A 25,468-nucleotide genomic window follows, 5' to 3' on the forward strand; every position below is an offset into this window, starting at 1 on the left:
CCGGGGTGACCGAACGCTACGACGTGGTGGTGGTCGGTGGTGGCCACAACGGACTGGTCGCCGCCGCTTATCTGGCCCGTGCCGGGAAGTCCGTGCTCGTGCTCGAACGGCTCGGTCGCGTCGGCGGTGCCGCCGTCAGCGCCAGCCCGTTCCCCGGTGTGGGCGCCCGCCTGTCCAGGTACTCCTACCTGGTGAGCCTGCTGCCGGCCGCGATCGTTCGCGACCTCGGGCTGCGGATCGCGTTGCGGTCGCGGTCCGTGTCGTCGTACACACCGGTCGAGCGGGACGGCCACCCGACGGGGCTGCTGGTGGAACGCGATCCAGGGGAGGCGACGGCCGCCTCGTTCCGGGAACTCACCGGCTCAGATGACGAGTTCGCCCGATGGATGTCGTGGTACTCATCGCTCTCGGCGATGGCGCGGGCCGTCGCACCCACCCTGCTCGAACCGGTCCCGTCGCGGGCGGCGTTCCGGTCGCTCGTGGCCGAGGCGGCCGGGGAACGGTTGTGGGAGCAGGTTTTCGAGCAGCCGATCGGCGTGGCCGTCGAGGAGACGTTCGCCGACGACGTGGTCCGCGGCGTGGTGGCGACCGACGGGTTGATCGGTACCCACACGTCGCTGCGGTCGCCGTCGCTGCTCGCGAACCGGTGCTTCCTCTATCACCTGATCGGCGACGGCACGGGTGAGTGGCGGGTGCCGGTCGGCGGCATGGGGGCGGTGACGGGGGAACTGGCGAGGGTCGCGCAGGAGGCGGGCGCGGTGCTGCGGACCTCGGCGGTCGTGTCGCGGGTGGACGCGGACGGTGCCGTCGCCGAGGTGTCCTACACGGCGGGTGAGACCGAGCACACCGTGGCCGCCTCGTACGTGCTCTCCGGGGTGGCGCCCGCGGTCCTCGACCGGTTGCGAGGACGCTCCGCCGAACCGTGCGCCGGCTCCCAGCTGAAGATCAACATACTGCTGTCCCGGCTGCCGCGACTGCGGTCCGGCGTCGATCCCCGGCAGGCGTTCGCGGGCACGCTGCACCTCGACGAGTCCTATGTAGAACTCGAAAAAGCTTACGAGGCAAGTGTTTCCGGCGTCGTTCCCGAGCCACTGCCCGGTGAGACGTACTGTCACACGCTGACCGACGAGTCCATCGTGGATGGTCCACTGCACACGCTGACGCTGTTCGGCCTGCACGTCCCGGCGTCGCTCTTCGCCGCGGACAACGCGGGCAGGCGAGCCGACCTGTGCGCCCGGTACCTGGCGGGCCTCAACCGCCACCTGGCCGAGCCGATCGAGGACTGCGTCGCGACCGACGAGGACGGCCGCCCGTGTGTGGAGGCCAAGACCCCGCTCGACCTGGAGGACGAACTGGCCATGCCGGGCGGCCACATCTTCCACGGCGACCTCGCATGGCCGTTCAGCGACGATGGCGGCGGCTGGGGTGTGGAAACCGACGTGCCGAACCTGTTCCTGTGCGGCAGCGGCGCCCGGCGCGCGGGAGGGGTCAGCGGCATCGGCGGCCACAACGCGGCGCAGGCGGTGCTCGCTGAGGGGCGCGCCGCGCCCCTCGGCGAGCACTAGTCAGTTCAGCTCCGCCTTGACCTGGGCGAGTGTGGGGTTCGTCAAAGCCCTGCCGTTGGGGAAGTGGAGCGTCGGGACGGTCTGGTTGCCGCCGTTGACGCTCATCACGAACTCGGCCGCGCCCGGCGTGCGTTCGATGTCGACCTCGGCGTACTCGATCCCGTCGCGGTCCATCAGCGTCTTCAGGCGCCGACAGTAGCCACACCAGGTGGTCGAGTACATCGTCAGCTTGGCGGGGGCCTCGGTCATCACCACTCCTGTCGGGAAGGTCCGTCTCCACGTCACAACGCGCGACGGTCCCGAAACATGCCCGGCTCAGGCGCGGCAGCCGCCCCCGGCGGGCAGTGGAGCGGAGGGGTCGAAGAAAGCACCGGGATCGCGGTCGTCGGCCGGGGCGGTCACGGACGGTTCCGCGGCGACCGGGGCGAGGAACCCCTTCTGGTACGCATCGCACCCGATCGAGTAGCCGAAGCCGGACGCGTCGCCGAACCACAGACCGCGGCTGCCCGGCGTCCACCGGTCACCGCTGCGCAGCACGTAGTCCACGTCCGCCCGCACGACGACGATCACGTTCATCGCGTCCACGAGCTTCGTCGGCCCCGCGGGCCGGAACGCGTACGCGAACACGTAGTTGGTGTGCACCACCAGCTCACCGGCGTCGCCCGTCCGCACCGACATCGACCCGGACACCTTCGGCGCCACCGGCAGCAGCTCGGTCCCGGCCGCCGCCATGCTCACGAGCGACTGCACCTCGGGTTCGCGCCCGCCGCCGAACAGTGGTTCGAGCTGCCGCCTCGCGTCCGGCGCGAGCAGGCCCAGGTAGCCGGCCGGGTCGTGCCTGCTCAGCATCCGCTCGTCGACCCGGCTCGCGACCAGCGCGTCCCGCGCCAGTGCCGTGGCGTCGGCCACCTGCTCGGCGCTGAAGCCGCCGACGGGCTCCGCCTCGGGGAGCGTGATGCCGGCCGCGCCGTCCGCCCAATCCGCGGCGGGGGTCGCGGCGAACGGCCGCGCCAGGTCCAGCTGGGCACCCGAGCCCACCTGCTCGGTGCCCTCGGCCACCGGGTCGCCCACCACCGGCGCGAACAGGCTGCTCCTGACCAGTAGCGTCACCACCGCGCCGACCGCGAGCACGATGAGCCCACCCGCGAACCAGCGCCCACGGCGCCGCCGCCGCACGACGCGCAGCAACCGCCGCACGTCCTTGGTGGCCGCACGTTCGACGGTGACCGCCCAGTCGACCCCGGGGGCCGGCTGTTCCTTGGCGCGCTGCCGAGCCTTCACCTGCCCCCCAACCCTGACCCACAACCAGGCAAAACACGAATCCTCCGGTGCTCAGCTCATCGATCGGACCGACCTGAGCGTTAACAACGTGTGGGCTGAGGAACTCGAATGCAGGCGGCCGGTAGCGGTTCGTAGACTTTTGGCGTGACTGACACCGCATCGCAGCAGCCCACAGACCTCCCCCCGGCCTGGGAGCCGGCCACGGTAGAGGCGGAGCTGTACGAGCGGTGGGTGGACGCGGGCTACTTCTCCCCGAACCCGGACAGTGACGCGCCGTCGTTCTGCATCGTCCTGCCGCCACCGAACGTGACGGGCAGCCTCCACATGGGCCACGCCCTCGACCACACCCTGATGGACGCGCTGACCAGGCGTCGCCGCATGCAGGGGTACGCCACGCTGTGGCAGCCGGGCATGGACCACGCGGGCATCGCCACCCAGAACGTGGTCGAGCGGGAGCTGTCCCGTGAGGGCAGGACCCGCCACGACCTCGGCCGCGAGGCGTTCATCGACCGGGTCTGGGAGTGGAAGGCCGAGTACGGCGGCAGGATCCTCGGCCAGATGCGCCGCCTCGGCGACGGCGTCGACTGGTCACGCGACCGGTTCACCATGGACGAGGGCCTGTCCAAGGCGGTCCAGACGATCTTCAAGCGCCTCTACGAGGACGGCCTGATCTACCGGGCCGAGCGGATCATCAACTGGTGCCCGCGCTGCCTGACCGCGCTGTCCGACATCGAGGTCGAGTACGCCGACGACGAGGGCGAGCTCGTCTCCATCCGCTACGGCTCCGTCGACGGCACCGGCGACAACTCGATCGTCGTGGCCACCACGCGGGCCGAGACGATGCTGGGGGACACCGCGGTCGCGGTCCACCCGGACGACGAGCGGTATGCCCACCTGGTCGGCACCGAGGTGGAGCTGCCGCTGACCGGCCGGCGGATCCCGGTCGTCGCCGACGAGCACGTCGACCCCGGGTTCGGCACGGGCGCGGTCAAGGTCACCCCCGCACACGACCCGAACGACTTCGAGATCGGTCGGCGCCACGACCTGCCCGCCATCACGATCATGGACGAGCGGGCGACCATCACCGCCCACGGTCCGTTCGAGGGGCTCGACCGGTTCGAGGCGCGGCCCGCGATCGTCGCCGCCCTGCGCGAGCAGGGGCGGATCGTCGCGGAGAAGCGCCCGTACCTGCACTCGGTCGGCCACTGCTCGCGGTGCGACACGGTGGTCGAGCCGAGGCTGTCGCTGCAGTGGTTCGTCAAGGTCGAGCCGCTGGCACGCGAGGCGGGGGACGCGGTCCGCGACGGCCGGACCACGATCCACCCGGCCGAGCTGTCCAAGCGCTACTTCGACTGGGTCGACAACATGCACGACTGGTGCATCTCGCGCCAGCTGTGGTGGGGGCACCGGATCCCGGTCTGGTACGGCCCGGACGACAAGGTCGTGTGCGTCGGCCCGGACGAGGAGCCGCCGTCGGGCGACGGGTGGACGCAGGACCCCGACGTGCTCGACACGTGGTTCTCGTCCGCGCTGTGGCCGTTCTCCACGCTCGGCTGGCCGGACAGGACCGCGCACCTGGAGAAGTTCTATCCGAACAGCGTGCTCGTCACCGGCTACGACATCCTGTTCTTCTGGGTCGTGCGGATGATGATGTTCGGCCTGTACGCGATGGACGGCAGGCAGCCGTTCGACAACGTGTACCTGCACGGGCTCATCCGCGACGCGTCCGGCAAGAAGATGTCGAAGTCGCGCGGCAACGTCATCGACCCGCTCGACTGGCTCGACCGCTTCGGCGCCGACGCGGTCCGGTTCACCCTCGCGCGCGGTGCGAACCCGGGCAGCGACATGGCGCTGGCCGAGGAGTGGGCGGCCGGATCCCGCAACTTCGGCAACAAACTGTGGAACGCCACCAGGTTCGCGCTCATGAACGGCGCGACCGTCGCGACCGAGGTGCCGCCGCGCACGGAGCTCACCGACGCCGACCGCTGGATCCTGGACCTCACCGACGCCGTCGTGTCCGAAGTGGACGGCCTGTTCGACGACTACCAGTTCGCGAAGCTCTCCGACGCGCTGTACCACTTCACGTGGGACGAGCTGTGCGACTGGTACCTGGAGATCGCGAAGGTCCAGATCGGCGAGGGCGGTGCGCGGGCCGACTCGACCCGTGCGGTGCTCGGGCACGTCCTCGACGTCGTGCTGCGGCTGCTGCACCCGCTGGTCCCGTACGTCACCGAGCGGCTGTGGACCACGCTGACCGGTGGTGAGTCGCTGGTCGTCGCGCAGTGGCCGCGGCCGACCGGCGCCGCCGCCGACACCGATGCCGCCCGGCGGGTCGCGGGTGTGCAGAAGCTCGTCACCGAGGTCCGCCGGTTCCGGTCCGACCAGGGCGTGAAACCCGGTCAGCGGGTGAAGGCCAAGCTGGTCGGGGTCGCCGAGGCCGGGCTCGGGTCGCTGGCGGCCGCCGTGTCGTCGCTGGCGCGGCTGGAGGAGCCCGGCGAGACGTTCACACCGAGCGCGTCGATCGAGGTGTCGCTGCCGGACGGCAACGTCCACGTCGAGCTGGACCTGTCCGGCACGGTCGACCTCGCGGCGGAGCGCAAGCGGCTCGAGAAGGACCTCGCCGTCGCCGAGAAGGAACTGAAGGGCTGTGACGCGAAGCTGACCAACCCGAACTTCACCGACAAGGCGCCCACCGAGGTGGTCGCGAAGATCAAGGGACGCCGGGAGGTGGCGGTGGCCGACATCGCCAGGATCACGGCGCGGCTGGAGTCCTTCGGTGGCTGACGAGTCCGCGATGGACGATCTCCGGCAGGTCGAGTCGGAGCTCAACACCCGTTGGCCGGAAACGAAGATCGAGCCGACGCTGGCACGGATCCGGTTGCTGGTCGACCTGCTCGGCGACCCGCACAAGTCGTACCCGATCCTGCATGTGGCCGGTACCAACGGGAAGAGCTCGGTCACCCGCATGATCGACTCGCTGCTGACGCGCATCGGTCTGCGGACCGGCCGGTACACCAGCCCGCACCTGCAGCTGGTGACCGAGCGGATCGCGGTCGACAACGCCCCGATCTCGCCGGAGCGCTACGTCGAGGTGTACCGCGACATCGAGCCGTACCTCGGGATGATCGACCGCGGCTCCGACGTGCCGATGAGCAAGTTCGAGGTGCTCACCGGCATGGCGTTCGCCGCGTTCGCCGACGCGCCCGTCGACGCGGCGGTGCTGGAGGTCGGCCTCGGCGGCACCTGGGACGCCACGAACGTCGCGGACGCCAAGGTCGCGGTGGTGACGCCGATCGAGATCGACCACGTCGAGTACCTCGGCGCCGAGATCACCGGTATCGCGGCCGAGAAGGCCGGGATCCTCAAGCAGGGCTCGATCGCGCTGCTCGCCGAGCAGCGGCCCGAGGTGGCGGAGGTGTTGCTGCGCAGGTCCGTCGAGGTGGACGCGACGGTGGCGCGGGCCGGGCTGGAGTTCGGTGTGCTGCGCAGGGACGTGGCCGTCGGCGGGCAGATGCTGAAGCTGCAGGGCCTCGGCGGTGCGTACGACGAGATCTTCCTTCCGCTGCACGGCCCGCACCAGGCGAACAACGCGGCACTCGCACTCGCCGCCGTGGAGGCGTTCTTCGGCGCGGGCGCCCAGCGGATGCTCGACCAGGAGGCGATCCGCGAGGGCTTCGCCTCGGTGGTCGTCCCCGGCAGGCTGGAACGGGTCCGTTCCACGCCGAGCGTTTTCGTCGACGCGGCGCACAACCCCCATGGCGCGCGGGCACTCGCGGACGCGCTCGACACCGACTTCGGCTTCCGCAACCTCGTCGGCGTCGTCGGCGTGATGCAGGACAAGGACGTGCGCGGGATCCTGTCCGCGCTGGAGCCGGTGTTCCACGAGCTGGTGCTGACGACCAACTCGTCCGAGCGCGCGATGCCCGCCGAGGAGCTGGCCGAGGTCGCGTCGGAGATCTTCGGCCCGGACCGCGTCGAGGTGCGGCCCCGGCTGGACGACGCGATCGACACCGCCCTCGCCATGGCGGAGGCCGACACGGAGGAGCTGCTGTCCGGGGTCGGTGTCGTGGTGACGGGCTCGGTGGTCACCGCGGGTGAGGCACGGGCGCTGCTGGGCAGGGAACCGGTATGAGTACCAAACCGGTCGACCCCATGCGGTCGTTCGTCGGCGTCATGTCGGCGACGCTCGTGCTCGAGGTGATCGTCGTCCTGCTGGCGCTGCCGGTGGTGGCGAAGCTGGGCGAGGGCCTCGGCACGTGGCAGGGCGTGCTGGTCGGTGCGCTGGCCCTGGCACTGCTGGTGACCTGCGCGTTCCTGCGCCGCCCGTGGGGCAGGTGGGTCGCGGCAGGTCTGCAGGTCGTGATGATCGCGTGCTGGTTCGCGGTCGACGTCCTCGGCGTGCTGGGCCTGGTGTTCGGGCTGGTGTGGGCCGCGCTGTTGTGGATGCGCCACGACGTGGCCCGCCGCATGGCGGAGGGGCGTCTGCCGAGCCAGCAGCCGACCCAGTCGGAGTAGCGAAACCCGCCAGCTAGGCTTTCGCGCGCAGCAAGTTCCCCCATGAAGGAGTACCCACAGTCGTGAGCGAGCGCACCCTGGTCCTGGTCAAGCCGGACGGCGTCAGCCGTGGCCTGGTCGGTGAGGTCATCTCCCGCATCGAGCGCAAGGGCCTGAAGCTGGCCGCGCTGGAGCTGCGCAACGTCGAGCGGAGCGTCGCGGAGCAGCACTACGCCGAGCACGCCAGCAAGCCGTTCTTCGAGTCGCTGCTGGAGTTCATCACGTCCGGCCCGGTCGCGGCCATGGTCGTCGAGGGCGACAACGCCATCGCCGCGTTCCGCCAGCTGGCGGGCGTCACCAACCCGGTGCAGGCCGCGAACGGAAGCATCCGCGGCGACTTCGCCATCGAGGTCCAGTACAACATCGTCCACGGTTCCGACTCCACGGAGTCCGCGAAGCGCGAGATCGACCTCTGGTTCCCGGGCGTCTGAGCCCATGACGGGGCTCGGCCACGCAGGCCGAGCCCCGCGATTCGCCCCCGGACACCGCAGGTCAGGCGTTAATGTGTGCGCGTCGTCCGGACGTGCGGGAGTACAGGTGCCAGACATCGGTGGGATCGGTCGCGGGCTGGTCAAGGGCGCCCTTTCGGCGACGGAGAAGGCGGCCGAGAAGGTCAAGGACGCGGCGGAGGCCGCCTCCCGCCGCATGGCCGACGACGACCCCGACGCCACACAGGTCGTCGACATCGACGCCCCGGACGTGACCCAGGTGATCCCGGGCGCACAGACCGCGACTCCCCACAGCCCTGTCGCCCTGCGGCCCGTTCCGGCCGCGCCACAGGGCTTTCCAAGCGTTCACGTCCCGGCCATCGGAGCGAGTGGCTTCCCGTCACCGAACGGGCCCGCAGCCGGTCTCGGCACTCCCGGCAGCGCCTTCCCCGCCCAGGGCGCCGGGCCAGCCTTGCGGCACAACGCCCCGGACGCCGGTCCCGTCGTGTCGGGCGGTCCCGCCGACGAGCCCAGCCTCGCCGACGAGCCGGAGGACCACGCTGACGCGTCCGAGGTGCGTGAGCTGGTCGAGATGTTCCAGCAGCTCCTCGCCAGGCGCAGGCCACCGGAGGGCCCCATCCCGGGCAACTGGTCCATCGGCGTCGGGGACCTGCTGGCCGAGCACCCGAAGGTGCCTAAGCGCGTGCGCGGTCTCGTCGTCAGGCTGAACCGCTTCGGCGGTGTCGCCTACTCGCCCCAGGAGATCGCCTTCGACGGGGACGACGTCCCGTGGGGGAAGGTCACCGAGCTGCGGACCAGGCACGTCGTGGACTACCTCGTCGGCGACGCCGTCCAGCAGCAGGTCGAGAACCTGCCCATGCCCTGGTTCCCCGGCCGCAAGCGGCTCCTCGACGCGCTGGGCCAGGCCCTCCTCACCATCACGATCGCGACCGCCAAGAACGAGCTCGAGAAGTTCGAGCTGGACCTGCGCGTCCCCGCCGAGGTCGTCTACAAGGCGTCCTTCGGGCGGAGCAAGGAGCTCAACGCGGGCGTGGTGTCCGCGCTGGTGCTCGTGGACCCGGCGGTCAACCGGTCGGTCATCGCCACCGTGCGGGCCCGTGGCATCACCGTGACCGCGGCCGACGACGAACTGCTGGCGAACGCGGACGAGCGGGCCGACATGATCCGCGAGAAGGTGAAGGCCCTCGAAGCGGAGCTCGACCGCTTCACGAAGCGGTTCGGCCGCTCGGGTTGACCGGCGCGCCCCGGCAACCCGTCAGGCCCCGCACCGCAGTATGCCGGGGCCGGTCGTGATTACGCACAGCCGTCCGACCCGCTGCGACGGGAGTTCCTCGTCCGTGGGATGCGGGTACTGGATCACGGGGATCGGCTTGCCCTTGGGGATGCCGGTGCCGCCGCGGGCAGGCAGCTTGCTGAACCGCAACGTGCCGCTGGCGCCGCGCACCTCATAGCCGGTGTTGATGTTCAGCAGCTGGGTCCGCACGATCTTCGGGGTCAACTGGGACGCCGAGCCTTCGGGTGCGGCGAGGCGGATCGCCCGTGCCGCGGTCAACAGGGCGTCGTGCATCATGATCGCGCCACCGTCTCGCAGGTGCCGTGGGGAGAACCGCTCTTCGTTCACATAGGCGAGGCGGAAGTCCTCGTAGTAGGTGGGTGTGCCCTCCTCCCCGCGGTTCCAGCCGGCGGGGTCGACGGTCGCCGCGTTGAGGATCGTGAGCTTCGCCGCCCGCAGGTCGATGTCCTTCAACACCTCGCCGAGCTCCAGGCCCGCGGTGAGCACCGTCAGCGGGGCGTTCGTACAGGTGCGGTTCTCCAGCGATTCGAGCAGGTCGCCGAGGTCGATCTCCCGTCCCGCGTAGAGGATGGCGACGCCCTCCTCGTCAGCCGCAGCGCAGATGTTGGCCTGCACGTTGTCGAACAGGCTCGGCGGTTCGTCCCCTGAACCGGAGACGCCGGTGAACTGCTGGGTCTCGAACTTGATGTAGTCACCCATCTGGGTCGCGAACTGCTCCTCCAGTGTCCTGGTGTAGAGGTCCGAGCCCAGGTCGGAGTTCGAGTCGCGAACCATGATCGCCGAATCGAGTGCCGTGCTGCCGAGGTAGTCGCGCAGCGCCGCGACGTAGTGCCGGTTGCTCGGCGAGGTCTTGATCAGGCCGGGGATGTGGTCGTACTCGAAGTCGTCGGCGGTGAGCACGGCGGCGACCATGGGAATGCCCAGTCCGGACAGATCCTCGGCCTGCTGCTTGGTGCGGGCGGTGCTCACCCCGAGTCCGATGACCCCGAGAAGCGGGGGCTCGGCCTCGCTCAGTTCCCGCAACCGGGTGAGCACGTGCCGCCACTGGTCGTCGCTGCTGCCCTGGTTGGCGAGCAGCAGCTGGATCTGGGGGTTCGGGTCGCCGGCGACGCGGTACCGATTGATCCGGCGCAGTGCTGTGTACGCGCCCTCGAGCCGGTTGCGGACCGCGGAGGGCGGCAGGGCACTGTGGCCGGTCGGGGTCAGCGGGTCCAGCAGCGCCACCGACACGTAGCCGTTCGGATGCTCGCGGACCCTCGCGTTCTCGGCCGCGATCCGCGCCTGGATGTCAGCCAGATCAGGGTGGAAGGCGTAGGTGCCGTCGGTGACGCCCACGCAATCACCGTCGATTTCCTGCACGCCGGAGCCGAGCGATCCGCAGGTGCGGAACACCGTGACCGCGCCCCACACCCCGGCGGTGACCAGGACGACCGCCACCGTGATCAGCGCCATGCGGGTGCGCCTGCGGCGTTTGCGCACCATCGCCGTCTCCGGCGGGACGATCGCGTCGCTCTCGCTCACCCCGGTGTCCTCCCCCTCAGTCCCACCACTCGGCCTCCCGGCGGTGGTGGCGTGCGGCCTCCAGGAACGTCGCGTGCGGCCCGCCGGGCCGGAGCCGGCCGACGTCGGCCCAGTCGTCGGCGATCTGCAGGTGCACGTCACCCCGGCGGCTGTCGGTGAACGGGTCGGCCGCGACGTGCAACGCCGCGAGCAGCCTGCCGACGGGCACGACCTCCGGCTCCATGCGGGCCGACGTCACCAGCGTGCGCACCTCGTCGACGGGCGCGCCGCCGGTCCGGGGCAGCCGCGGGGCCGCGGCGACCGAGGTGATCAGCTCGTACCACCCGGCGCACGGCAGCTCGGTCAGCCGCCGGTGCAGGTGGGCGGCAACGAAACCGACCTCGCCGTCGGCGAGGGCGTGGTACAGCACGCCCGCCTCGTCGTCCTCGGCCTGGCAGATGTGGCGCAACTGCGCGTGCACCTCCGACCAGCCCGGCTCGTCCGTGCCGGTCCGCTCCGCGAGCCGGCGCGTGAGCAGCCTGCGCAGCACACTCAGCCCGGCCGACTCCTCCGGCGGCCACAGCAGTGGGTCGATGGTCTCCGCGTAGGCGGCCGGGCTGTGGACCAGCAGGTGCTCCCGGCCGGCCAGGGCGAGCGCCTGCCCCCGTCGCCGCGCGGGCGCGCAGGTCACCAGGTCGCACAGCGCCGCATCGGACGTGCCCTCCAGCAGGCGGTCGAGCATCTGTTCTGCCGTCGTCGGCGCCTGCTGGCCGCGGCGGTCGAGGATGGCCGCCGGCTCGAACCACTTGCCCGGCGTGTCCTTCGCGATGGCGTCGAGCACCAGGCTGGTCGACGCGGGGTGCCCGGCGGTGAGGTCGTACACGATCCGGGTCAGCCGCTGGTGCCTGCCCAGAAGCAGGCCCAGGTCGGCGATCGCCCGGCCCACCTCGTCCTCGGTCAGGTCCGGGAGCCGGCAGCCGACCCACCAGTAGCGCGACCAGTCCGGGTGGTGCGCACGGCCGGCTCGCAGGTCCTCCGGTGTGACCCGCACCTGGTCCGCGTCGGGCACCTCGGCCAGCAGGGTGCCGCGGCTCGTGGCCACGACGGTCAGCGGGTCGGCACCGTCGGGCTCACCGACGATCCGCTCGCGGCGGGCGTGGACCAGCTGTGCGAGGAAGCGGCGGCCGAGTTCGGTGTCGGCGTTGTCGAGCAGGACCACGCAGTTGAGTGACCGCTCGCCGGCCCGTCTGCCGAGGTCGAACTCCGAGCGCAGGTCGGCCAGGAACGCCGACCAGAGCAGTTCGTCGACCCGCTCCCGGCTGTATTCCTCGTCGGGGTCGGTCGCCCAGCGGTTGAGGTCCACCAGGACGTCGACGGGGTCGTTGCGCAGTCCGAGATCGCGGTGGCCGTACCAGTCCCGGTAGGCGCCGAGGCTCGACTGCCGGTTCGGCGCCCGCCTGGACAGCCAGGTGACGATATACCGCATCAGGCTGGCGGGTGGATTGATCGGCACCCCCACGCTGCCGCTCATACTGGCGAGAACACTTCCCGCCGTGTCCGCGAGGACCTCGCGAACGGTATCCAGATTTCGGTAGCGCTCCAGTGCGATTTCGACGTTCTGACACGCCAGGGAATGATCGGTCAGATCGAGGTCCAGCCGCATGACGAGCTGACCGATGATGAATCGGGGGAACCGCAGTGTGTACTTCGGGTACTTCCGGCTGAGGTCGAACGCGATCGCGGAAAGCACTTCCGGCGCCGACGCGTGCCGGTTCGTCTCCACATCGAGGCGGGCATGCGGGACCTGGTCCAACATGCGGTCCAGTTTGGACAGAACGGCCGACTTCCCGGTGCCCCGGAATCCCTCGATCACGATGACCGGCAGGTTCTCGCTGTACAGGGACCCGTTCCGCTCGATTCGTGTCATGAAATCGCGGACGAGATCGATTACACCCTTCAACCCATAGACGCGTTCGTCGGCGATCGGCACGCGGATCCCCTCTCCTCCGCTCGCGTCAAACCCTAGACCAGGCCGTCGGACAGCGGGCGGAATATCGCGTCATTAGCCTGATCAGACCATTGCGCGGGACGCCGGAGTCGCTTTCAGTTGATACCGATGGCCGATCACCGAAGTCCCAGCCACCGGTACCGGTGGTGGTGTCGGTCGAAAGTGTCGACCGTGGCGGCTGGTTGGTGTGCGGGGGCGTGGGTGAGGACGTGACACTGGTACGGGCCCGGGGGTTGGTGAAGCGGTTCGGCCGGTTCACGGCGGTCGACGGGATCGACGTCGAGGTCCGGCGCGGGGAGGCGTTCGGGTTCCTGGGGCCGAACGGGGCCGGGAAGTCCTCGACCATGCGGATGGTGGGCTGCGTGTCACCGCGTTCGGGTGGTGAGCTGACGGTGCTGGGCATGGATCCCGAGCGCGACGGCCCGCACATCCGCGCACGGCTCGGTGTCGTCCCGCAGCAGGACAACCTCGACACCGAGCTGACGGTCCGCCAGAACCTGCACGTCTACGGCCGCTACTTCGGTCTCTCGAAGGCCCACGTGCGCGCCAAGGCCGCCGAACTGCTGGCGTTCGCACAGCTCACCGAGCGTGCCGACGACGAGGTCGACGCCCTGTCCGGCGGCATGAAACGGCGGCTCACCATCGCCCGGTCGCTGATCAACGACCCCGAGCTGTTGCTGCTCGACGAGCCGACCACCGGGCTCGACCCGCAGGCACGCCACCTGCTGTGGGACCGCCTGTTCCGGCTCAAGCAGAACGGCGTCACCCTCATCGTCACCACCCACTACATGGACGAGGCCGAGCAGTTGTGCGACCGCCTCGTCGTGATGGACCGCGGCCGGATCGCCGCCGAGGGCAGCCCGGCGGCACTGATCGGCCGCTACTCCACGAAGGAGGTGGTGGAGCTGCGTTTCCCGCCGGGCGAGGATCCCGTCGCCGTGGAGGAGCGGCTCGCGGGCCTCGCCGACCGCGTCGAGGCCCTCCCGGACCGGGTGCTGCTGTACGCAGCGGACGGCGAGGCGGTGCTCAGCGCCGTGCACCAGCGTGGCGTCGACCCGGTGTCCAGCCTGGTGCGGCGCAGCACCGTCGAGGACGTGTTCCTGCGCCTCACCGGCCGCACCCTGGTCGACTAGCGCCGGTCAGATCCGCCGCACCGGCCGGGGCGTCGCCAGCCCGTCGAGGGTGGCCCGGCCGGACTGTCCGGTGAGGTCCCAGTCCACGGCGCCGAGCAGCAACGCGATCACCGCGTCCGCCAGCATGTTCGCGTCCTGCCAGCCGTGGCGCGGATGCTGTTGCGGCCGCACCCGGTGCCGGAGCACGAAACCGTCCACCATGGCCTGCAGCACCGACGACAGCCGCTTGAACGTCCACTCAGGACGCATCACGATGTCGAGCCCGTCCGCGAGCCTGCGGTAGATGTCGGTCCACGCGCGGGTCGCCGCGCGCGAACCAGGTGCGAACGCCGCCGCCAGGTGCGGGTGGCGCGGCAGCAGCGGGGCGAGGTGCAGCACCAGGTAGCTCCTCGGGTGCTGCACCAGGTTCGCCAGCAGGTCGTCGGTGACGTCGGCGATGTACTGGGAGACCGGCACATCGCTGTCGTGCCGGGGTGCGGGGATCGCGGGCTGTTCCCGCATCAGCGCGTAGACCACCGCGTCGGCGAGGAAGTCCCCGCGGGTGGCCCATCGGCTGAAGAAGGCCCGGCGGCGGGCCGCCTCGCCGGACCACGACGGCGCGAGCCGGATCACGTCGTCGGTGCGCAGCCAGTCCAGCGCGGTGGGGAAGGTGATGTGGCCGAGGCGTTGCGACTGGGCGTCGTCGACCGGGTCCGCCTGCAGGTAGGCGTCCATGAGATCCGCTGCCACGGAAAGAAAATGGATCGCCGCCATGTCGTGACGTGAGGGACGTGCGCGCAGGGCCACCGGCGGTCTTCCTCCAAGGCAAGCGAACCACCAGAAAGTGTGGCCTGTGCGGCCGACCGAGAGCAGCCCGCGAACGAGTGAAGCTTTGGGCACGGAATGTGGTTCGTCATCCGGATGGTCCTTCCACCATCGCCCGATTGGCGGCGATGATGGGGCGAGGAGGACGAACATGGGGCAGGCAGGCGGCCGGGTCCTCGGCCCGGCGCACGCGGCGTTCATCGTCGTCGAGGGGATGTGGACCTGGTACCGGCGCAACTGGCGCGCCACCGTGGTGTCCAGCGTCGGTCAGCCCGTGCTCTTCCTGCTCGCACTCGGTTTCGGTCTCGGGTCACAGGTGGAACCGGCCGCGGCCACCGGCGGCCGCGAGTACGTGGTGTACCTGGCGCCGGCGCTGCTCGCCGCGACCGCGGTGCAGATCGCCGCGTTCGAGTCGACCTACCCGATCCTGTCGGCGTTCAAGTGGCAGCAGACCTACCTCGGCATCGCCGCTTCGCCCATCACGCCGGCCCAGATCTTCGCGGGGCACCTGGCGTGGGTTGGCCTGCGGCTCGCGGTCTCGGGTGCCGCCTACCTCGGCGTGGCTGCCGTGCTCGGCGCGCTGACCGGCTTCGGGGTGCTGGGCTCGCTGCTGGTGTCGATCCTCGCCGGCCTGTCCTTCGCCGCCCCGGTCGCCGCGTACTCGGCGACGCTGCGGACCGAAGGGCAGCAGTTCAGCGCGCTGTTCCGGTTCGTCGTGATGCCGATGACCCTGTTCGCGGGCACGTTCTTCCCGGTCGGACAGCTGCCGGAGGTGGTGCGCCCGCTCGCCTGGGTCACGCCGCTGTGGCACGGCACCGAGCTGAGCAGGGGTGCCGCGTTCGGTGACCTGCCGCTGCTCGACGCCGCGGGCCATGTTGCCTACCTGCTGGTGCTGCTGGCGGCAGGTGCCTGGTTCGGCGTCCGCACGTTCACCAGAAGGCTGGCGGCATGACGGCCGCCGGTGGCGGACTGTTGCTGCGGGTGCTGCCGACGGGCATGTACGCCGGCCGCGCCCACGTGCTCGTCGAACGGTCGCTGCTGGTGAACCGCCGGGCCTGGCTCACCGTCGTCTCCGGGTTCTGCGAGCCGCTGTTCTACCTGTTCGCCATGGGGGTCGGGTTCGGCGCGCTGGTCGGCGACGTGACAGGGCCAGGGGGCGAGCCGGTCAGCTACGTCGCGTTCGTCGCGCCCGCCCTGCTCGCCGCGTCCGCCATGAACGGCGCCGTGTACGACGCGACGTTCAACATCTTCTTCAAGTACAAGTACGCCAAGCTCTACGACGCGATGCTGGCGACCCCGCTCGGCCCGCTCGACGTCGCCGTCGGCGAGATCGCGTGGGCGCTGCTGCGCGGTGGCCTCTACGCGGGCGGGTTCCTGAGCGTGATGCTGGCGATGGGGCTGCTCACGTCGGCGTGGGCGCTGCTCGCGCTGCCCGCCGCCCTGCTGGTGGCGTTCTCGTTCGCGGCGGTGGGGATGGCCTGCACGACGTTCATGCGGTCGTGGCAGGACTTCGACCTCATCCAGCTCGCCCTGATGCCGATGTTCCTGTTCTCGGCGACGTTCTTCCCGCTGGAGGTCTACCCGGCGGTCGTGCGCGTCGTGGTGCGGTGCCTGCCGCTCTACCACGCGATCGAGCTGATGCGGAACCTGTGCGCTGGCGTCGTCGAGGTTGGCGTGCTCTGGCACCTCGCGTACTTCGCGGTGATGGCCGCGCTGGGTGTGGTCGTGTCCGCGCGCAGGCTCGGTGCCCTGCTGCTGCGCTGAACGCGCGGGCAGCAGGGCGCGCGGTGGCCGTCAGAACAGGGGATCGGTGATCGTGAGGCCGAGGTCGGCGCCGTGGCCCGCGTACAGCGCGAGGATCAGCAGGGCGGCACCGGCGAGCGAGATGTCCTTCTGGAACGAGACCATCTCGTTCTGCTTGTTCGTCGCGTCGGTCTCCTTCCAGAACGGGTGCATCAGGACCGCCGTCGGCACCAGGAAGAGCACGAGCAGGAGGGCGCCGAGGTCGAGCCAGATCCCGAGCAGCACCATGAGCGCACCGACGAGCATGAGCACGCCGCTGCCGATGACGGCCAGCCTGGGCTGCGGCAGCCCGCGGGACGCGGCGTACCCGGCCATGGCCGCGGACTGCGTGAAATGGCCGAAGGCCGATCCGAGGAACAGGAGCACGAAGAGGATCCGACCGATGAGAGCGACGACGTCCATACCGACCTCCGTCGAAGGGGATGGTTCAGGGCTCAACTGTCCACCCGTGAGATCACGATGGCAACACGTACCGCCACGGCGTGTGGTGATCGGTGACCGGAGCGGGGGAGAGCCGCCACCGCGCGGCGCCGCGGGCTGGGGTTACCCTTGGGCCACTATGAGTGTTGAGTCGGTCTTTCCCCGTCTGGAGCCGTTGCTGCCCAGGGTGTCCAAGCCGGTCCAGTACGTCGGTGGGGAGCTGAACTCCACCGTCAAGGACTGGGACGCCACCGCCGTCCGGTGGGCGCTGATGTACCCGGACGCGTACGAGGTCGGCCTGCCCAACCAGGGCGTCATGATCCTGTACGAGGTGCTCAACGAGCTGTCCGACGTGCTGGCCGAGCGCACCTACGCGGTGTGGCCGGACCTCGAGGCGCTCATGCGTGAGCACGGCGTCCCGCAGTTCACCGTGGACGCCCACCGCCCGCTCGGTGCCTTCGACCTGGTCGGAGTCAGCTTCTCGACCGAGCTGGGCTACACCAACCTGCTGACCGCGCTCGACCTCGCGGGCATCCCGCTGCACGCCAGGGACCGCACCGGCGAGCACCCGGTCGTCGTCGCGGGCGGCCACGCCGCGTTCAACCCGGAGCCGATCGCCGACTTCGTCGACGCCGCCGTACTCGGCGACGGCGAGGAGGCGGTCCTCGAGATCACCGGCATCGTCCGGGCCTGGAAGCAGGAGGGCTGCCCCGGCGGCCGTGACGAGCTGCTGACCCGGCTCGCCGAGACCGGCGGCGTGTACGTCCCCAAGTTCTACGACGTCACGTTCGACGACTCCGGTGCGCTGAACCCGATCACGCCCAACCGCGAGCGCGTGCCAGCGACGGTGGCCAAACGCACAACCATGGACCTCGACGCGTGGCCGTACCCGAAGCAGCCGCTGGTCCCGCTCGCCGAGAGCGTGCACGAGCGGATGAGTGTCGAGATCTTCCGCGGCTGCACCCGAGGCTGCCGGTTCTGCCAGGCCGGCATGATCACCCGGCCGGTGCGCGAGCGGTCCATCCAGGGCATCGGCGACATGGTCCACAAGGGACTGGAGAAGAGCGGGTTCGAGGAGGTCGGTCTCCTCTCACTGTCCAGTGCGGACCACTCGGAGATCGCCGAGATCACCAAGGGCCTCGCGGACCGGTACGAGGGCACGAACACCGGCCTTTCGCTGCCGTCGACCCGGGTCGACGCGTTCAACATCGACCTCGCGAACGAGCTGTCCCGCAACGGCCGCCGCTCCGGACTGACCTTCGCGCCGGAGGGTGGCAGCGAGCGGATCCGCCGCGTCATCAACAAGACCGTGTCCGAGGCCGACCTCATCCGCACGGTCAGCGCCGCGTACGCAGGAGGCTGGCGGCAGGTGAAGCTGTACTTCATGTGCGGCCTGCCGACCGAGACCGACGACGACGTGCTGCAGATCGCCGCGATGGCCCAGGAGGTCATCCGTGCGGGCCGGAAGGCCAGTGGCCGCAAGGACATCCGCTGCACCATCTCCATCGGCGGGTTCGTCCCCAAGCCGCACACGCCGTTCCAGTGGGCCGCGCAGTGCGACCCGGACACAGTGGACTCCCGGCTGCGCAAACTGCGCGAGGCCGTGAACTCCGACCGCAGCCTGGGTCGCAACATCGGCATGCGGTACCACGACGGCAAGCCGAGCCTCGTCGAAGGACTGCTCTCCCGTGGGGACCGTCGCGTCGGCCGCGTCATCGAGCGCGTGTGGCGCGAGGGCGGCCGGTTCGACGGCTGGAGCGAGCACTTCTCCTACGAGCGCTGGACCTCCGCCGCCGCGGCCGAGCTGGAGCCACTCGGGGTGGGCATCGGCTGGTTCACCACGCGTGAGCGCGCCGGGGACGAGGTCCTGCCGTGGGACCACCTCGACTCGGGCCTCGACAAGGGCTGGCTGTGGGACGACTGGCAGGACGCCCTGTCCGAGCAGGAGCTCGACGACTGCCGCTGGACCCCGTGCTTCGACTGCGGCGTCTGCCCGGCGATGGGCACCGACATCGAGATCGGCCCCACCGGGAGGAAGCTGCTGCCGGTCACTCCCGTGTAGTCAGTTCCCGGTGACGGCGGCCGTGGCGTCGACGAGGCCGTGTCCGTAGAACCCGTTGTACGGCTTGTAACCCGTGCAGTAGGCGTCCTGTGCCCCGGTGTCGTCCAGGTCGTAGTCGGCTGGGCACGGCAGTGACTCCGCGTCCTCGGTCAGCATCTTCGTGATCGCCTGCGGGGTCGCGTCCGGGTGTTCCGATGCGATGAGCGCGGCGACACCGGCGACGTGCGGGGTGGCCATCGACGTGCCGCAGAACCGGTCGTACCCGCCCGGCACCGTGGACAGCACGCAGCCGTTGTCGTCCTGCTTGGCGCCGGACGGTTCGTACGCCTTCGGCTTCGTCTCGCCGCCGGGCGCGGTCACGTCGACCACACCGAGGCCGTAGGAGCTGTAGCTGGCCTTCAGTTCGTTGTGGCCCACCGCGGACACCGCGACCACGCCACGCAACCCGGCGGGCAGCACCTTGCAGCTGCCGTCCAGCGTGCGCCGTTTCGCCTGGCCCTTCGCCATGCCGGAGGCGACCGGGTTCTCGGCGGTCCGTCCACTCGGGTCGGCCAGGTCGGCGCCCTCGTTCGTGGCCGCCGCGACGGTCAGCACGCCTTGCTGCGTCGCGTAGTCCACCGCGCGCCGGACCGACTCGTACACGACGTGCTCACTGTCCCGGTCGCACGTCATCAGCCACGGGTCGACGAAGTAGCTGTTGTTGGTCACCTTCATCTTGTTGGCGGTGGCCCACATCAACCCGCACACGGCGTACTCGGGGAGGATGTAGCCCTGGTCGTCGACCACCTTCACCGACGCGATCCGCACGCCGGGCGCCACGCCGGCGGTGCCGTGCCCGTCGTCGGCCGCCGCGATCGTGCCTGCCACGTGCGTCCCGTGCGGCGAGGCCGTCGGCTCCCACGCGGCGGGTGCCGGGTCGGGTTTGCCGGACAGGCACCCGGCCGAGGTCGTGCGGTCCAGCGCCGCGGTCAGGTCGGGGTGGTTCGGGTCGACCCCGGAGTCGAGGACGCCCACCACGACGTCCTTGCTGCCCGGGTTGATCCGGCGAGCCCGGTCCGCCCCGATCATCGCCATGTCCCACTGCTCGCCGGTCCGGTCCGTCCCGTCCACTTCGACCGGATCGGTGGCGGCGGTCGCCTCCGCGGAGGTCTCGTCCTTGCGGGGGCCCTGCTGCGCCGCCAGCGCCCCTTCCGCGCTGAACGCCCGGTCGGTGCCGATGCGCTCGGCGAAGCCGCTGTCGGCCGAGCTGGCCACCGCGACGGCGATCTGGGGGTAGTAGGCGGTGAGCGCGCCGCACGACGCCGCGATCTCGTCGGCGGCGTCCGGCTGGGTGGTGCCGGGGGCGAGCAGGATCAGGTACCGAAGCTCGGCGCTGTCGGTCGTGCACGTGTCGCGCGGTGGGTCCGCGGCCTGGGCACTCGCGGTCATGCCGGTCGTCACCAGGGATGTCGCGAACACCGCGGCACCGACCGCTGCCGCCGGTAGACGGCGCAGCAGAGGCACGGGCGACCTCCATGTTGTTGGGGCGGCCGGTTGGGGAGCGCCGGCACTCCACTGTCCGGACGGTAGCCAGACTGCCGCTCCACAGACAAGCTCACAGCCGGAATTGGACCTGGGGGTACGGTGCCAGCATCCGCAATTGAACACCACCGGACCAGCTGGATACCACCAGAAGGAGTAGCGCTGACCCGCGACGACCGCCCGAACCCCTCCGCCTCGGCGGTGCAGAAGCTGCGGCTTCGGTACGCCAAGCGCGGTCCGCTGAGGTTCACCTCACACCGGGACGTGGCCCGCGCGTTCGAGCGCGCGTTGCGCCGGGCACGGGTGCCGATGGCGTACTCACAGGGCTTCAACCCGCACCCGAAGATCTCCTGGATCGGCGCGTCGCCGACCGGGGTGGCGAGTGAGGCCGAGTACGTCGAGATACAGCTGGTCGAGGTGCTCGAGCCGGACGAGCTGGTCCGCATGCTGGACGCGGCCATGCCGCCGGGACTCGACCTGCTGGAGGCGGTCGGCGTGCCGGTCGGCGCGGGCGGTGAGTCACTCGCGGACCGCATGGAGGCGAGCCGGTGGCGGATCGAGTTGCCCGGCGTGGCGTCCGACACGCTCAAAGCGGCGTGGGAGCGGCTGCTCGCGGCGGAGGTTGTCGAGGTCGAACGCCTGACCAAGCACGGAATGCGCACCATCGACGCGCGCTCCGCGATCGTCACCGGACGGGTCGAAGATGACCCGGTCGTGTCTCCTTCAACCACTCCACCCGACCCGTGTGGGATACTCGACGTGGTTGTCCGGCAGCTGACACCTGCCGTTCGACCGGACGACGTGCTGAGCGCGCTCCGCGTCGTCGCCGCCTTGGAACCGCCGGTGCCCGCGAAGGCGACCCGGATGGCCCAGGGACGGCTCGACGACAGCGGAGGTCTGTCCGACCCGTTGGCCCTGGACCGGGCCGTGCGGGTTTCGACATTCGGGTGACGCCCGGCGCTGCGTTGTGACTGACCTGCCATGGTCACCGGCCTGCCCGGTGTGCATGGCGAGAGGCGAGGATTCCCGCCGCCCAGCGGCGGAAAGACAACACGCTTCACCGGAGGAGCACGGTGAGGCGAGGACAACGAGGCCCCTGTGTGGCCGCGTCCGAGAGTGCTGATGCCCACGGCATCGGTGCTGATGGACGCGCCCGGGGGTGAAGGAGCTACATGTCGGATATGTCGACGCCTGCCGGAAACACCGGCGGGCACCCCACCACACCCATTGCCGCCGCACTCGCGGACCTGCCGGCCAGGATCCGTGTGCACGCGCTTGCCAAGCTGCTGGGCCACAGCAGCCGCGAGGTGCTCGCCGCCGTCACCGCACTCGGTGTCGGCGGTCGCAGCGTGCAGTCCAGCATCGACCGCGAGGTGGCGCTGCGGGTGGCCGAGGCGCTGGGCGTGACCGCCGCCGACCCGGCTGACGCGGAGGCGGCCACGACCGAGCAGGCCGGCGCCGGGGCCCCGGCGCCGGCCGAGGTCGCGTCGGAGGCCGCCGCGCAGGCCGGTCCTGTCGCCGGCACCCAGCAGGGCGGGTCGAGGATCGCGGACACGCCGGGCTTCAGCGCGCCCCCCGCCAAGGCCGCCCGGGCGGCCGAGCCACCGCAGCCGTCCAGGGCCACGCCGCCCACGCCGGTGTTCGCGTCGGCGTCACCGCTGTTCCTCCCGCCGGAGCCCCCCGTGGCACCGGCTCGTCCGGCCGCCCGTCCCAAGGACGACGAGCCGGCGCCGGTCGAGGACGAGGTGGACGAGACCGAGGACACGACCGGCGAGGACGGCGAGGAAGGCAGGCCGCGTCGCCGCCGTGGCCGCCGTGGCCGTGGCCGCGGCAAGGGTGGCCAGGACGACGCCGGCGACGAGATCGCCGACGAGGAGCAGAAGCCGGCCGCCAAGCAGGACAAGACCGACAAGCCGGACAAGACCGACAAGCCCGTCAGGCGCAAGGCCAAGGAGGAGCCCGAGGCCGAGGACACCGACGACCAGGAGCAGGCCGATGGCGAGGACGCGGCGACCCGCCGCCGTCGCCGCAGGCGCCGTCGTCGCGGCGGTGCCGACGACGAGAGCGGCAACCCGACCGAGGACGACCCGCCGAACACGGTCGTCCACGTCCGCGAGGCTCGCGAGGACAAGGACAAGGTCGAGTCCGACGGTCGTGACGAGGTGCGCAGCGTCCGCGGCTCCACCCGCCTGGAGGCCAAGCGCCAGCGCCGCCGCGACGGCCGCGAGGCAGGCCGCCGCCGCGCCCCGATCCTGTCCGAGGCCGAGTTCCTCGCCCGCCGTGAGGCCGTCGACCGGGCGATGGTCATCCGCGAGCGCGGCGACCGGATCCAGATCGGCGTACTCGAGGACGGCGTGCTCGTCGAGCACTTCGTGACCTCGGCCGGCACTGGTTCCCTGGTCGGCAACGTCTACCTGGGCCGCGTCCAGAACGTGCTGCCGTCGATGGAGGCCGCGTTCGTCGACATCGGCCGCGGCCGCAACGCCGTGCTGTACGCAGGCGAGGTCGACTGGGACGCCGCGGGTCTCGAAGGCAAGGCCCGCAAGATCGAGCAGGCCCTGTCGACGGGCGACAGCGTGCTCGTCCAGGTCACCAAGGACCCGGTCGGCCACAAGGGCGCCCGCCTGACCACCCAGATCAGCCTCCCCGGCCGTTTCCTCGTGTACGTGCCGGGTGGAGGTGCCACCGGCATCTCCCGCAAGCTGCCGGAGAACGAGCGCCGTCGCCTCAAGGACGTGCTCAAGCGCGTCGTCCCCGAGGACGCCGGGGTGATCATCCGCACCGCGTCCGAGGGCATCAGCGAGGAGGAGCTGGCGCGTGACGTCAGCAGGCTCCAGGCCCAGTGGCAGGTCATCAAGGACAAGACCGAGGGCACCAACGGGGTCCGCAAGGTCGGTGCGCCGTCCCTCGTCTACGAGGAGCCGGACCTGCTGGTGAAGGTCGTCCGCGACCTGTTCACCGAGGACTTCTCCGCGCTCGTGGTCCAGGGCGGCACCGCGTGGGAGACCGTCGACGCGTACGTCCGCCACGTCGCGCCCGAACTCGTCGACCGCGTTCGCAAGCACGTCGGCAACGCCGACGTCTTCGCCGAGTACCGCATCGAGGAGCAGTTGCTCAAGGCCCTGGATCGCAAGGTGTGGCTGCCCTCCGGCGGCTACCTGGTCATCGACCGCACCGAGGCGATGACCGTCATCGACGTCAACACCGGGAAGTTCACCGGCTCCGGCGGCAACCTCGAGGAGACGGTGACCAGGAACAACCTGGAGTCCGCCGAGGAGATCGTCCGGCAGCTCCGGCTGCGCGACATCGGCGGCATCATCGTCATCGACTTCATCGACATGGTCCTGGAGTCCAACCGCGACCTGGTCCTCCGCAGGTTGACGGAGTGCCTCGGCCGTGACCGCACCCGACACCAGGTGGCCGAGGTCACATCGCTTGGCCTGGTGCAGATGACCCGCAAGCGGGTCGGCACGGGCCTGCTCGAAGCGTTCGGCACCACCTGCGAGCACTGCAAGGGCCGCGGCGTCCTGGTCACGACCGAGCCGGTCACCAAGCCGGGCGGCGCGAACGGCCACACGCACACCGAGCCGTCCCGTGGGGGAACCCGCCGCTCACGCGGCCGGGGTGACGAGGGCAAGGACAAGACCCAGAACAAGGACGCGGCCAAGGAGGCCGCAGCCCAGGCGGCGAAGGAAGCCGTTCGCGACATCGCCAAGGCCACCACGAAGACCCCCGGCGAGTCCGGCGAGGACGACACCGTCGAGCCGGACCCGCAGCCAGAGCCCCAGCCCGCGGCTCAGTCCGAGGTCCGTGCGGACGAGCCCACCCGCGAACGCGGTCGGCACCGCAGCCGCTCGCGCCGCGCGGAGGCACGCGCCGCGAGCCACGCCAACGACACCGAGGCCGCGAGCCGGGCCGAGACCAACGGTGGTCACCGGGGCCAGGCGGCCGGCAGCGAGCGGACCGCCGAGGAGCCCGCGCCCGTCACCGCGGACGAGGTGCCGGCCGTGGCCGGCGAGCACACCGCCAACGGTCCGGTGCCGGACGAACTCGTCACCGGCGAACCTGCCGATGCCGAGCCCGCCGCCGTCGTGGCCCCGGCCGCCCAGGCAGCCGGGGATCGCGTCGAGCAGGCAGCTGACGGACCCACTGCCGAACGGACGGCCGCGGCGTCGCCCGAACCCGGTGAAGGTGAGTACGAGCAGACCAACGGCAACGCCGAGCAGGAGGAGCCGTCGGTGCCCGCGCCAACGACGCCGCCGCGCAGGCAGCCACGCCGTGCGGCGTCGCGTCCGGCAGGTCCGCCGGTCTCGGTGCGGCACGATGGCTGACCCCGGTTTGGTCGTCGTTCCGGCAGGCACGTATCCTGTAGGTCGGCCCGCCGCGAAGGTGGGCCGACTCGTGCGCGAGCTCGGTGTCATCTCGCCCGGTCGCCGCGTAGCCCCAAGGTTTTCCGAAGCAGTCGAGTAGCAGGAGAGTTGCGTCCGATGTACGCGATCGTCAAGACCGGCGGCAAGCAGTACAAGGTCGCCGTCGGCGACATCGTCGAGGTCGAGAAGCTCGACGGTGAACCGGGCGCCGAGCTCACGTTCCCCGCGCTGCTCGTCGTCGACGGGGACCAGGTCACCGCGGACGCCGACGCCCTGGCGAAGGTTTCCGTGAACGGCGTCGTCGTGGCTCAGACCAAGGGCCCGAAGATCCGCATCCACAAGTTCAAGAACAAGACCGGCTACCACAAGCGGCAGGGGCATCGGCAGAAGCTGACCCGTGTCGAGGTCACCGGCATCAAGACCAAGTAGGAGCTGAACAGCCATGGCACACAAGAAGGGTGCGTCCAGCTCCCGCAACGGACGCGACTCGAACGCCCAGCGCCTCGGCGTCAAGCGCTACGGCGGCCAGCAGGTCAACGCCGGCGAGATCCTGGTCCGCCAGCGCGGCACCCGGTTCCACCCGGGCGTCAACGTCGGCCGCGGCGGCGACGACACGCTGTTCGCCCTGGCCGCGGGCGCGGTCCAGTTCGGCGAGAAGCGCGGTCGCAAGACCGTGAACATCGTCCCGGTCGAGGGCTGAGCCC

21 protein-coding genes are annotated in these 25,468 nt (G+C 70.8%); 14 read left to right on the top strand and 7 right to left on the bottom strand.

The window, feature by feature from the left end:
- Positions 1 to 5 precede the first annotated feature (5 nt).
- On the top strand, positions 6 to 1,565 hold the full coding sequence (locus ACFPCV_RS32650; protein WP_378060645.1) for a phytoene desaturase family protein: 1,560 nt from the start codon (positions 6 to 8) through the stop codon (positions 1,563 to 1,565).
- On the opposite strand, the gene ACFPCV_RS32655 is transcribed toward ACFPCV_RS32650, so the two are convergent.
- Positions 1,566 to 1,814 carry a mycoredoxin gene (locus tag ACFPCV_RS32655; RefSeq protein ID WP_378060647.1) on the bottom strand — a complete coding sequence of 83 codons (249 nt, stop codon included), beginning with the start codon at positions 1,812 to 1,814 and terminating at the stop codon, positions 1,566 to 1,568.
- 66 nt (positions 1,815 to 1,880) lie between these two features.
- Positions 1,881 to 2,846 (bottom strand): hypothetical protein, encoded by a 966-nt coding sequence (locus tag ACFPCV_RS32660; protein ID WP_378060649.1) that lies wholly within the window; start codon positions 2,844 to 2,846, stop codon positions 1,881 to 1,883.
- Positions 2,847 to 2,990: 144 nt separating this feature from the next.
- Here ACFPCV_RS32660 and ACFPCV_RS32665 point away from each other — a divergent pair, with 144 nt between their 5' ends.
- From ACFPCV_RS32665 to ACFPCV_RS32685, 5 genes are all read left to right on the top strand, one after another.
- Positions 2,991 to 5,630 (top strand): valine--tRNA ligase, encoded by a 2,640-nt coding sequence (locus ACFPCV_RS32665; protein ID WP_378060651.1) that lies wholly within the window; start codon positions 2,991 to 2,993, stop codon positions 5,628 to 5,630.
- 10 nt (positions 5,631 to 5,640) lie between these two features.
- Entirely contained in the window at positions 5,641 to 6,978 is a 1,338-nt protein-coding gene (gene folC, locus ACFPCV_RS32670; protein WP_378061176.1) for a bifunctional tetrahydrofolate synthase/dihydrofolate synthase, read from the top strand.
- Entirely contained in the window at positions 6,975 to 7,361 is a 387-nt protein-coding gene (locus ACFPCV_RS32675) for a DUF4233 domain-containing protein (RefSeq protein ID WP_378060653.1), read from the top strand. The genes folC and ACFPCV_RS32675 overlap by 4 nt, the downstream gene beginning before the upstream one ends.
- Before the next feature lie 62 nt (positions 7,362 to 7,423).
- Positions 7,424 to 7,831: a nucleoside-diphosphate kinase gene (ndk, locus tag ACFPCV_RS32680; protein ID WP_378060655.1), complete on the top strand. Its 408-nt coding sequence runs from the start codon at positions 7,424 to 7,426 to the stop codon at positions 7,829 to 7,831.
- 106 nt (positions 7,832 to 7,937) lie between these two features.
- Complete coding sequence (locus tag ACFPCV_RS32685) at positions 7,938 to 9,083, top strand: hypothetical protein (protein ID WP_378060657.1); 1,146 nt, start codon at positions 7,938 to 7,940, stop codon at positions 9,081 to 9,083.
- Between the two features lie 21 nt (positions 9,084 to 9,104).
- On the opposite strand, the gene ACFPCV_RS32690 is transcribed toward ACFPCV_RS32685, so the two are convergent.
- Together ACFPCV_RS32690 and ACFPCV_RS32695 are read right to left on the bottom strand one after the other, a co-directional pair.
- A complete protein-coding gene (locus ACFPCV_RS32690) occupies positions 9,105 to 10,664 on the bottom strand; it encodes a hypothetical protein (protein WP_378060659.1) in 1,560 nt (519 codons plus the stop codon).
- Positions 10,665 to 10,680: 16 nt separating this feature from the next.
- Positions 10,681 to 12,570, bottom strand: coding sequence for a hypothetical protein (locus ACFPCV_RS32695; protein WP_378060661.1), 1,890 nt, complete (start codon positions 12,568 to 12,570; stop codon positions 10,681 to 10,683).
- A 296-nt stretch (positions 12,571 to 12,866) separates the two neighbouring features.
- Here ACFPCV_RS32695 and ACFPCV_RS32700 point away from each other — a divergent pair, with 296 nt between their 5' ends.
- Positions 12,867 to 13,784, top strand: a complete 918-nt coding sequence (locus tag ACFPCV_RS32700; protein WP_378061178.1) for an ABC transporter ATP-binding protein — start codon at positions 12,867 to 12,869, stop codon at positions 13,782 to 13,784.
- Positions 13,785 to 13,790: 6 nt separating this feature from the next.
- Here the strand turns inward: ACFPCV_RS32700 and ACFPCV_RS32705 are convergent, their stop codons facing one another.
- Entirely contained in the window at positions 13,791 to 14,513 is a 723-nt protein-coding gene (locus tag ACFPCV_RS32705) for a hypothetical protein (RefSeq protein WP_378060663.1), read from the bottom strand.
- A 226-nt stretch (positions 14,514 to 14,739) separates the two neighbouring features.
- Between ACFPCV_RS32705 and ACFPCV_RS32710 the strand changes: the two genes are divergently transcribed.
- Together ACFPCV_RS32710 and ACFPCV_RS32715 are read left to right on the top strand one after the other, a co-directional pair.
- Entirely contained in the window at positions 14,740 to 15,540 is an 801-nt protein-coding gene (locus ACFPCV_RS32710) for an ABC transporter permease (protein ID WP_378060665.1), read from the top strand.
- Positions 15,537 to 16,352: an ABC transporter permease gene (locus ACFPCV_RS32715; RefSeq protein WP_378060667.1), complete on the top strand. Its 816-nt coding sequence runs from the start codon at positions 15,537 to 15,539 to the stop codon at positions 16,350 to 16,352. Before ACFPCV_RS32710 ends, ACFPCV_RS32715 begins: the two co-directional genes overlap by 4 nt.
- 30 nt (positions 16,353 to 16,382) lie before the next feature.
- On the opposite strand, the gene ACFPCV_RS32720 is transcribed toward ACFPCV_RS32715, so the two are convergent.
- Complete coding sequence (locus ACFPCV_RS32720) at positions 16,383 to 16,793, bottom strand: DoxX family protein (protein WP_378060669.1); 411 nt, start codon at positions 16,791 to 16,793, stop codon at positions 16,383 to 16,385.
- A gap of 157 nt (positions 16,794 to 16,950) precedes the next feature.
- Between ACFPCV_RS32720 and ACFPCV_RS32725 the strand changes: the two genes are divergently transcribed.
- Positions 16,951 to 18,873: a TIGR03960 family B12-binding radical SAM protein gene (locus ACFPCV_RS32725; RefSeq protein WP_378060671.1), complete on the top strand. Its 1,923-nt coding sequence runs from the start codon at positions 16,951 to 16,953 to the stop codon at positions 18,871 to 18,873.
- On the opposite strand, the gene ACFPCV_RS32730 is transcribed toward ACFPCV_RS32725, so the two are convergent.
- A complete protein-coding gene (locus tag ACFPCV_RS32730; protein WP_378060673.1) occupies positions 18,874 to 20,376 on the bottom strand; it encodes a S8 family peptidase in 1,503 nt (500 codons plus the stop codon). It lies immediately after the preceding gene.
- Positions 20,377 to 20,595: 219 nt separating this feature from the next.
- Here ACFPCV_RS32730 and ACFPCV_RS32735 point away from each other — a divergent pair, with 219 nt between their 5' ends.
- The 4 genes from ACFPCV_RS32735 (at position 20,596) to rpmA (ending at position 25,464) form a co-directional block, all read left to right on the top strand.
- On the top strand, positions 20,596 to 21,345 hold the full coding sequence (locus ACFPCV_RS32735) for a TIGR03936 family radical SAM-associated protein (RefSeq protein WP_378060675.1): 750 nt from the start codon (positions 20,596 to 20,598) through the stop codon (positions 21,343 to 21,345).
- 221 nt (positions 21,346 to 21,566) lie between these two features.
- On the top strand, positions 21,567 to 24,725 hold the full coding sequence (locus tag ACFPCV_RS32740) for an Rne/Rng family ribonuclease (RefSeq protein ID WP_378060677.1): 3,159 nt from the start codon (positions 21,567 to 21,569) through the stop codon (positions 24,723 to 24,725).
- A 156-nt stretch (positions 24,726 to 24,881) separates the two neighbouring features.
- Positions 24,882 to 25,193, top strand: a complete 312-nt coding sequence (gene rplU / locus ACFPCV_RS32745) for a 50S ribosomal protein L21 (RefSeq protein ID WP_378060679.1) — start codon at positions 24,882 to 24,884, stop codon at positions 25,191 to 25,193.
- A gap of 13 nt (positions 25,194 to 25,206) precedes the next feature.
- Positions 25,207 to 25,464 (top strand): 50S ribosomal protein L27, encoded by a 258-nt coding sequence (rpmA, locus tag ACFPCV_RS32750; protein ID WP_378060682.1) that lies wholly within the window; start codon positions 25,207 to 25,209, stop codon positions 25,462 to 25,464.
- The last annotated feature ends 4 nt before the right edge of the window (positions 25,465 to 25,468 follow it).

The organism is Actinophytocola glycyrrhizae, assembly GCF_042653545.1.
In the GTDB taxonomy this organism is placed as follows: domain Bacteria; phylum Actinomycetota; class Actinomycetes; order Mycobacteriales; family Pseudonocardiaceae; genus Actinophytocola; species Actinophytocola glycyrrhizae.

Coding starts and splice junctions, on each gene's coding strand:
- folC (WP_378061176.1), top strand. CDS start 5,641: ATGGACGATCTCCGGCAGGTCGAGTCGGAGCTCAACACCCGTTGGCCG.
- ACFPCV_RS32695 (WP_378060661.1), bottom strand. CDS start 12,570: ATGACACGAATCGAGCGGAACGGGTCCCTGTACAGCGAGAACCTGCCG.
- ACFPCV_RS32675 (WP_378060653.1), top strand. CDS start 6,975: ATGAGTACCAAACCGGTCGACCCCATGCGGTCGTTCGTCGGCGTCATG.
- ACFPCV_RS32725 (WP_378060671.1), top strand. CDS start 16,951: ATGAGTGTTGAGTCGGTCTTTCCCCGTCTGGAGCCGTTGCTGCCCAGG.
- ACFPCV_RS32740 (WP_378060677.1), top strand. CDS start 21,567: ATGTCGGATATGTCGACGCCTGCCGGAAACACCGGCGGGCACCCCACC.
- rpmA (WP_378060682.1), top strand. CDS start 25,207: ATGGCACACAAGAAGGGTGCGTCCAGCTCCCGCAACGGACGCGACTCG.
- ACFPCV_RS32655 (WP_378060647.1), bottom strand. CDS start 1,814: ATGACCGAGGCCCCCGCCAAGCTGACGATGTACTCGACCACCTGGTGT.
- rplU (WP_378060679.1), top strand. CDS start 24,882: ATGTACGCGATCGTCAAGACCGGCGGCAAGCAGTACAAGGTCGCCGTC.
- ACFPCV_RS32720 (WP_378060669.1), bottom strand. CDS start 16,793: ATGGACGTCGTCGCTCTCATCGGTCGGATCCTCTTCGTGCTCCTGTTC.
- ACFPCV_RS32710 (WP_378060665.1), top strand. CDS start 14,740: ATGGGGCAGGCAGGCGGCCGGGTCCTCGGCCCGGCGCACGCGGCGTTC.
- ACFPCV_RS32715 (WP_378060667.1), top strand. CDS start 15,537: ATGACGGCCGCCGGTGGCGGACTGTTGCTGCGGGTGCTGCCGACGGGC.